At 68.4% G+C, this 8,544-nt stretch carries 5 protein-coding genes and 3 pseudogenes; 4 read left to right on the forward strand and 4 right to left on the reverse strand.

Annotated features, from left to right (window positions below; all coding sequences use genetic code 11):
* Window positions 1-583, reverse strand: a pseudogene (locus tag ACOJVU_RS04135) (type VII secretion protein EccC); the annotation flags it as partial.
* Entirely contained in the window at window positions 580-2,109 is a 1,530-nt protein-coding gene (eccB, locus tag ACOJVU_RS04140; RefSeq protein WP_421528622.1) for a type VII secretion protein EccB, read from the reverse strand. The pseudogene ACOJVU_RS04135 and the gene eccB, both read right to left, overlap by 4 nt.
* 504 nt (window positions 2,110-2,613) lie before the next feature.
* Between eccB and malQ the strand changes: the two genes are divergently transcribed.
* From malQ to ACOJVU_RS04155, 3 genes and pseudogenes are all read left to right on the forward strand, one after another.
* The gene (malQ, locus tag ACOJVU_RS04145) at window positions 2,614-4,770 is read left to right on the forward strand and encodes a 4-alpha-glucanotransferase (protein WP_421528623.1); all 2,157 of its coding nucleotides are present in this window, start codon (window positions 2,614-2,616) and stop codon (window positions 4,768-4,770) included.
* Between the two features lie 34 nt (window positions 4,771-4,804).
* Window positions 4,805-5,686: an LLM class F420-dependent oxidoreductase gene (locus ACOJVU_RS04150; RefSeq protein WP_421528624.1), complete on the forward strand. Its 882-nt coding sequence runs from the start codon at window positions 4,805-4,807 to the stop codon at window positions 5,684-5,686.
* Between the two features lie 16 nt (window positions 5,687-5,702).
* Window positions 5,703-6,174 (forward strand): annotated as a pseudogene (locus tag ACOJVU_RS04155) (nuclear transport factor 2 family protein).
* A 152-nt stretch (window positions 6,175-6,326) separates the two neighbouring features.
* Here the strand turns inward: ACOJVU_RS04155 and ACOJVU_RS04160 are convergent.
* Entirely contained in the window at window positions 6,327-6,764 is a 438-nt protein-coding gene (locus ACOJVU_RS04160) for a type II toxin-antitoxin system Rv0910 family toxin (protein ID WP_421528625.1), read from the reverse strand.
* Window positions 6,765-6,848: 84 nt separating this feature from the next.
* On the reverse strand, window positions 6,849-7,406 hold the full coding sequence (locus ACOJVU_RS04165) for a hypothetical protein (RefSeq protein ID WP_421528626.1): 558 nt from the start codon (window positions 7,404-7,406) through the stop codon (window positions 6,849-6,851).
* Window positions 7,407-7,794: 388 nt separating this feature from the next.
* Here ACOJVU_RS04165 and ACOJVU_RS04170 point away from each other — a divergent pair.
* A pseudogene (locus tag ACOJVU_RS04170) lies at window positions 7,795-8,544 on the forward strand (DUF4407 domain-containing protein); the annotation flags it as partial.

An 8,544-nucleotide genomic window follows, 5' to 3' on the forward strand; every position in this document is an offset into this window, starting at 1 on the left:
CCTTGCCGGTCACCGGCTCCAGCTCGATGTCGGTCGGCATGTTCTGCGGCTCACCCCAGGTCACCTCGGGGCGGGTCATGCCCACGCCGATCCGGACGACGCCGAAGTTGAGGTCCTTGCCGTCGGGTTTGCGTTCCCACATCCGCGGCGAGCCGACGGCGGCCGCCAGTGTCGTGGGCGCCGGATGGAACCACCGGTAGTTGGCATCCATGCTGTCGGCCGACTCGTGGGCCGTTTCGCGCAGCATGTCCAGCATCAACATGAACTGGGCGCGCATCGCATCCAGCTTCGGCCGGCTCATCTGCTGCTGGCCGCCCATCCGGCCGCCGAACATCATCATCATCATCCCGCCGACCATGAAGATCGGGAAGATCGAGCCGACGCCGCCGAACACGTGTGACCCACTGGCGAAGGTCATGGCCACCATGCCGCCCAGTAGGCCGATCACGACGACGCCGATCACGATCATGTACCAGGGCTTGCCCTCCGGCGGCGGAATGCTCAGCGGCGTTGGCAGGACGATGTTCTCCGGCTTGATGACCGGAGGCTTCTCCGGTGTCGGCCGTGCAAATCCGCGTTTCACTTCGGTACCACCAACTCTGCAGGGGTCATGTCCATCGGAAGAGTGTCGTGCTCCACCAGGGCGTCCGCCCGCGACAGGGTCGGACCCTGTGGCAGCAGCCGCAGCGCCACCCAGGGCGCCAGGCTCGGTGTGGTCTTCAACCCCAGCGCCTCGCGCACGTCCCGGGCGTCGTCCACCCCGAACCGGGCCCCCGCGTCAGTCAGCCACCACAGCGACTCCGTGGTCTTCGCACCGGGATCGTTGCCGGTGACCGCGACGAAGTTCGCGTTCTCGGGACCGAAATAGACCTGGTCGGCTTGCCGGCCCGTCGTGTCGGCCTTCACCAACGGCACGACCTTGTTCATGTCATGTGAATCGACCGGGATGCTGGACCCGGAGATGACCTGGACGCGCGCACGGCTCTCGCCGTCGGTCTTCTCCCACCACCAGCAGGTCGCCGGATTCTCTCGGATGTCCATCACGTTCAACGGGTTGTCCGGGTAAGACGACAGATCCAGCTTCTTGACCACAGGCATCTTCGCCAGCGCCGACGGTTCCACGGTCAACGGCTTGGTGTTACCCGAACCGGCGTTCTGCAGGATCTGGGCCACCAGCGGTGGCAGCGTCTGCACGCCGTCGGACAACACCAGCGAATACTGCTGCGGGCCACTGATCTGCGGGGTGACGATCACCGTGCCCACCGGGCCGGGCGCTCCGGGGAAGGATGCCGGGCTGCCGACATCTTTCACGTCGGGCACAGTCAACTCGGGCCCCACCGGTAACGCGTCGAACAGGGCGCGGCTCATCGGCTTCGCCGCGCTGACCTGCTCGGGCGTCAGCCCCAGCGGTAACAGCACCGACCGGTTCGTCGCGTCGATGCGCGAGCGTCGCCCTTCGCGAATCACCCAGGCGTCGCCGCCGTAGCTCAGAACCGTGGCGTCCGACCCCGTCAGCACCCGCCGGTGGCCGCTGAGGTCCGGGATGCCGTCGATGACGGTCACCGTCACACCCGAGGGCGAACTCAGTCCGGACCCCGTCCCACTCGCGGTGCCCACGGAGTCGCAGACCAGCCACGATGACTTGGCCGGCGTCCTGGCCGCGAAGTTCGACGGCGCCCCGGGGATACCGACCAGCGGCCCGCGCGGGAGGCTCGAGATCTGGCTGGACCGAACCAGGTGCGGGTTGTCCGGCCGGCCGGTGATCAGCCGGGCAGACGCGAGGTTCAGCGCCGGATACAACCGGTCGCCCACCCGGACGTACAGCGCGCCCGAGTCGCGGTCGGCGATGATCGGGGACTCGTTGATCTGACCGGACGGGCTGAGGAAGGAGTACAGCAGCGCTCCCAGGCAGATCACCAGCGCCGCAGACACCGACGCCACCACGGCCAGGTTTTGCCGGCGGCCGGGCTCGATCTCCATACGGACCCGCCACCGGGTCAGCGCCATCGCGGTCCGACGAGCAAGGAATTGGTAACCCGTCACCTGCGTCCGCGTCGACAGCCCGAGGCCGTATCCGGACCCCCGCTGCCCGCGACTCTCTTCCGCCACTTAATTCACCATCCGGTCTGTTGACACGCTCTGGGGATCTGCGATACCCGCGCGAGAATCCCATCGACAACCGTAAGCCACCCGCACGGACCTCGCCACGCTTGCGTTGTGTCCGCTCACCTGGACTACTCGCACGACGCGCCTCGTACCAGCCTCATACCAAGAGCCCGAGAGAAAATTCCGCCAGCTGTGCCCGGACCGGGATCGCGCACGGTGCCGACAGCGACGTACGTCACTGAGCTGGCACTTTCCGCTCCCCCACCCGATCACCGGCCGGAATATTCGCGTCTCCAGAGGGAATGGTAGCTGCGGATCGCCGACTCGTCCTGTATCGCGTCGACTTCCGCGAAGGAAGACGGAGCCGAGTTGCGCGATGGCGCCCTCACGCGGGCTCCGGCACGACGGCGACCGAGGCATCCCCTCCGAGGCATCCCCACCGAGGCATCCCCTCCGAGGCATCCCCAGGGAAAGTCCCAGGGAAAGTCCCAGGGAAGGATGGTCGGCATGACCGAGCATGCGCCGTCCCTTGTCGAGCTGGCCAGACGTTTCGGTGTCGCCACCGAGTACCAGGACTGGACCGGGCGACAGGTGCCAGTTCCGACGAGCACACTGGTCGCAGTGCTGGCGGCGTTGGGCGTGGCCGCCAACACCGAGCAGGAGCGCAACCTCGCCCTGGTTGCGCACCTGAGGTCGTACTGGACCCGGCGTATGCCGGCTACCCTCGTGGGGCGCAGCGGTGAGCAGATCCGATTCTGGGTCCACGTGACTCACGGGGACCCGGCCGAGGTGTGGTTGCAACTCGAGGACGGGACCGCGCGCAGCGGGATCCGACAGGTCGACAACTTCACCCCACCGTTCGACCTGGACGGCCGCTGGGTCGGCGAGGCCAGCTTCGTGGTGCCGGGCGACCTGCCGCTGGGCTACCACCGGGTGCATCTGAAATCCGGGGACGCCGAGGACAGCACCGCGCTCATCGTGACGCCGGACTGGCTCGGCTTTCCCGAACGGCTCGCCGCCCACCGCGCCTGGGGCCTTGCCACCCAGCTCTACAGCGTGCGATCGCGCCAGTCATGGGGCGTCGGGGACCTTACCGATCTGATGGACCTGGCGGTGTGGTCGGCGTGCCGCCACGGGGCCGACTACGTGCTCGTCAATCCGCTGCATGCGGCGGCCCCCACGCTCCCCATGGAGCCGTCGCCCTACCTGCCGACGTCACGGCGTTTCGTCAACCCGCTCTACCTTCGCGTCGAGGCGATCCCCGAGTTCGCCGAGCTGAGCAAGCGCGGCCGGGTGCGACAACTGCGCTCCGATGTGCAGCGCCGGGCCGTCCGCGTCGACGCGATCGACCGCGACCGGGCCTGGGCCGCCAAGCGCGCCGCGCTCGACTTGGTGCACCGAGTCCCCCGGTCGGCGGGCCGCGATCTGGCGTACGCGAGTTTCCGAGAGCGCGAGGGCCGCGCACTCGACGACTTCGCCACGTATTGCGCGCTGGCCGAGAGATACGGCGCCGACTGGCATCGGTGGCCCGACTCCCTGCGGCATCCCGGTGCCGCGGGCGTCGCCAGGTTCGCCGAGAAGCACCCGGACGCCGTCGACTTCCACCGCTGGATGCAGTGGCAGCTCGATGAGCAGCTCGCGGCGGCGCAGTCACAAGCGGTGCGGGCCGGGATGGCTCTGGGCGTCATGCACGATCTGGCCGTCGGCGTGCATCCCAACGGCGCCGACGCATGGGCCCTACAGGACGCGATGGCTTCGGGCGTGACCGCCGGTGCGCCGCCGGACGAGTTCAACCAGCTCGGCCAGGACTGGTCCCAGCCACCCTGGCGGCCGGACCAGCTGGAGCAGCAGGAGTACGGGCCGTTCCGCGCGCTGATCCGGGCGGTGTTGCGGCATGCCGGCGGCGTGCGGATCGATCACATCATCGGGCTGTTCCGGCTGTGGTGGATCCCCGCCGGCGCCCCGCCCAACGAGGGTACCTACGTGCACTACGACCACGAGGCGATGATCGGCATCGTGGCTCTGGAGGCACACCGGGCCGGGGCGCTGGTGGTCGGCGAAGACCTCGGCACGGTCGAGCCGTGGGTGCGCGACTACCTCTTGTTACGCGGCCTGCTGGGCACCTCGATCCTGTGGTTCGAACTCGACCGCGACGGAAACGGCGGCCCGCTGCCGGCCGAACGCTGGCGGGAGTACTGCCTGGCATCGGTCACCACCCACGATCTGCCGCCCACCGCCGGCTACCTGGCCGGTGACCACGTCCGGCTGCGCGACTCCCTCCGCCTGCTGACCCGGCCCGTGGCGGAGGAACTCGAGTCGGATCGGGCCGAGCTGGCGGCCTGGCTGACCGAGTTGCGCCGGGTAGGCCTGCTCGCCGCCGGGGAGGACGACCCCGAGCAGGTCGTCATCGCCCTCTACCGATACCTGGGCCGGACACCGTCGCGGCTGGTGGGGGTTGCGCTGACCGACGCGGTCGGCGACCGCCGCACCCAGAACCAACCGGGAACCATCGACGAATATCCCAACTGGCGGGTTCCGCTGACCGGACCGGACGGCCGGCAGTTGATGCTCGAGGACGTGTTCACCGACCGCCGGGCGGGGGCCCTGGCGGAGGCGGTCCGCGCCGCGATCGCGCCCACCGCCGGCGAGCGGGGTGACGGCTGAGCCGCCCGGCGGCGACCCTGTAGCTTCGCCGGCCATGAAGGTGTCGGTCGTGGCCCCCGTCGCCGACGGTGTCACCGCCGACCCCGGCTGGATGGTGAGTTTCGCCGAACACCTCGAGCTGTGCGGTTTCGAGTCGATCGTGGTGGTCGAGCACACCGTTATGCTCACCCGCTACCGGAGCGTCTATCCCTACGACAGTTCCGGGCGCTTCGGGCTGGCGGCCGATTGCCCGATTCCCGATCCGCTCGATCTGCTGGCGTTCCTGGCGGGCCACACCAGCCGGCTCGAGCTGGCCACGGGAGTCTTGGTGCTGCCCAACCACCATCCGGTCGTGCTGGCCAAAAGAGCCGCGACCGTTGACGCACTGTCGGGGGGGAGGCTGCGGCTGTGCGTAGGGGTCGGTGGGCTCAAGGAAGAGCCGGAGGCCTGCGGCGCCGACTTTGTCAACCGGGGCCGGCGCGCCGACGAGCAGTTGGCGGTGTTGCGGGCGCTGTGGGCCGACAAGCCCACAGGGGCGTCGTTCCACGGGGAATTCTTCGGCTTCGACGACGTCATGTCGTACCCGAAACCAGTTGACGACCAACGATTCCCGGTGCACATCGGCGGGCACAGCCGGGCGGCCGCGCGACGCGCAGGACGGTTCGGCGACGGCTTCCAGCCGCTCGGCGTGAGCGGCCCGGAACTCGCCTCCCTGATCGCGGTGATGCGCGAGGACGCGTCGTCGGCGGGACGGGATCCGACGGGCCTGGAAATCTCACTGGGTCATCTGGTCACCAAGATCGACGCCGAGCGGGCAGGCGCCCTTGCCGATCGAGGTGCCGACCGCATCGTCCTGGCGATGCCGCCGACCACCGACATAGAGCAGGCCAAGGACATGCTCTCGGCCTGTGCGCAGCGACTGTCGGTGGCTTCGTGACCGCTGCGCGTCGACGATGAGGCTTTCGGCGGAGGACCGGGTGGCCCTGAGCGACCTGGCCCACCGCTATGCGGCCAACGTCGACGACCGTCGATTCGACTACGCAGCAGGGCTTTTCACACCTACGGCCGAGCTGGTGGTGCCCGATCCGCCGCGCGCTCCGGGGCTGGTCCACGTACACCGGGGGCAGCAGGGGATCGCCACGGCGGTGGCCGCGGTGGCCGCGGTGGCCCGGACCGAACACGCGATCCTCGGCGAGGTGTACGACGAAGCTTCGGGCCCCGGGTGCGCGTGGGGACGCATCGCCTGCGTCGCGCATCACTGGAATCAGCGCGGCGAAGAAGTGATCGATGCGACGTGGCACCTTCGCTACGACGACGAATACACGGTGACGGACGGCGGGCTGGCGAATGAGCCGCCGGGCGCTGACGATCAACGCCATCGAGACACGGGCCGTGCGTCGGCTGCTGCCCCGTGATCCGGACTGACGACTGAATCGATGTCGTTTTCTCGAAAGCCTTTTCGGGTGGCAGACTGCGAAAGTTCCGCGCACTTCACCCTGGGCAAGGCCCGCACCGGTGTGCACGCCCGGAATATCGGCACTGGCCGGCGAGTCGCCGGTAGCCCGCCTGTCCCCCGGTCACCGCAACGACGCGAGGTTGTCGATGTTGTCCATGGACTTGCGAACATCGGATCGGATCACCCACGCAACCAGGCTGCCGATCGGCCCGCCCAGCAGACCGCCACCGAGGTCGGCGGTCAGATGGAACTCCGAGCCCGGAGGGTCGGCGGCTACCTCCATGCTCACCTCTATCCGGATTCCGCCACGGCCATAGCCTTGCAGCTCAATCGATTTCGTCTCGTCGTAGCCCGTGACCTTCCAGTGGACGACTTTGCGGAAGCCTTTGACCTTGACGCACGACGACACCCGGGTGCCCTTTTCGATCGTCGACGGCACCGGGCCGCGCCACCCACCGAATATCGTCATCCACTCATCGAATCGGCGCAGATCGGAAGCGAGCTTCCAGACGGTCGTCGGCTCCACATCCGAGGCTATCGAAACGTCCACTCGTGCCACGTTCCTCGTTTCCCCCATCGTCGACATCCGCGATCTCGGAATGCATACCCGTACGCGCGCGGGCTTACTCCTACGTAGCGCGGGCTACGGGCGAGCCGCGTCGATCTGCTGGGCAATGTCGATGACCTGAGCGGATTGCGACTGGTGCACGTCGATCTCGTCGGCGACGTACTGGGCGATGAATCGACGGATCTCACCGTCGACGCCTGCCAAGATGCGCAGCACCTCGCCTCGGAAGGACTTGGACGACACATTGACGGTGATATCGGAGGGCCGCGGTTTGGAGACTTCGACGACCAGCAGCAGCGGCTCGGCGGCACGCGCCGCAGCACGCAGGGCGATGTCCCCGGAGATCACGAACCGCTGCTTGTCGAGTCGCAGGTCGAGAAGCAGATCGATCGACAGCGGGATATGGATGACGAAGCTGATGCTGTCATCGAGACGGCGCGTCACCCGCGGGTCGTGGATCTTGACGTTCGCGCTGACCTTGGCAATCCCGCCGGGCCCCTGGGCGATCGGTTCCATGGCGAATTCGTTGCCCGTGATGTCGGCGAAGGCGGCCGCGACCCGTTCAGGGGTTACGGCGTATTCGAAGAATCGGCGACCGAATTCTTCGTAGGTGATGTAAGCATGGCTCTGCATAGGCTTATACCGTCTCATGTCGCCCGGCTGAACAGCCGCTGATCTGCTCGCGTCGCAGAAATTTCGCCCGGCAGCCACGCCGCGTCGCCCGGCGCGGTGCGGTGGGCTCCGTCGAGGTTGTGAACAACGCCACATCCGGGCGCCTCGATTCGGTGTGTGAGTCGGTGGCCTGGGAACCTTGCGCGATTGGAGGTGTTTGGACTCCGATGGGTATCGACGAATTTGCTGAACACCGCCCGGCCGGATCGCGTGCCGGCGGGCTGCTCAGGTGGCTCGGTGGCGGACACCGGCGCGATCTCGGCGAGCGTCACGAGAAGTCCAGCCACGCGGTCGCCGGCTTGATCGTGCTGGGGGAACCGTGCTGGCCTGGTGTGTCGCGAGCCTGGCCATGGCCGAGTCGACATGGTTGCCGCTGCCGGCGATCGTGCCGTCGGCCCTGGTCTTCGCCGCACTGGTCGGCGCGGCGACCCGGGTGGTCGCGAGCGGGAAGCGCCCGAACCGGCCCGGGATCGCGGGACGCGTGGCTGTGGCGGCGTCGGTCGGCGTTGTCGTGGGCGAACTCGCTGCGCTCGTGATGTTTTCCGGCGCGATCGACCGCCATCTCGACGAACAGGCACTGCGCAACGCCGATTCGGCGCCGGTGGTCGCGCAGGCAGCGGCGGCCCTACGGCAAACCCAGCATGCTCGCAACGGCCTCGACAATGCCGTCGAACTGGCGCGCGAATCAGGACAAGGCCCTGGAAACCGCGCGCTGCGAGTACCATCCTTCCCCCGGCTGTCCGCAGACCCGGATCACCGGCGTTCCCGGGCCCGGACCCGAAACGCGAACGGCAAAAGAGCTTCTCGCCGACGCGCGGCGCGAGCTGGACGGCGCGCTTGGTGATGCGCGACGGCATGGCACCCGAACTCAACGCCGAGATCGCCCGCCGGGAGCAAGCCCTCGCCGATGCGCGGCGCAGCGCGATCGCCGGCGCCGGTCGGGGCCCCGGTCCGCGGCGGACCGCCATGAACGACCTCGCGCCGGCCGACAGCGGGGGCTTGCTGTTGCGCCTGTTGATGATCGGCGCGTCGTGGAAGCCCTCGACGCTGCGGACCACGCATGGTCGCGACGGAGCGTCGAGCCGGCGGAGCAGGAGAT

The organism is Mycobacterium sp. THU-M104, from assembly GCF_049197365.1.
Taxonomy (GTDB): domain Bacteria; phylum Actinomycetota; class Actinomycetes; order Mycobacteriales; family Mycobacteriaceae; genus Mycobacterium.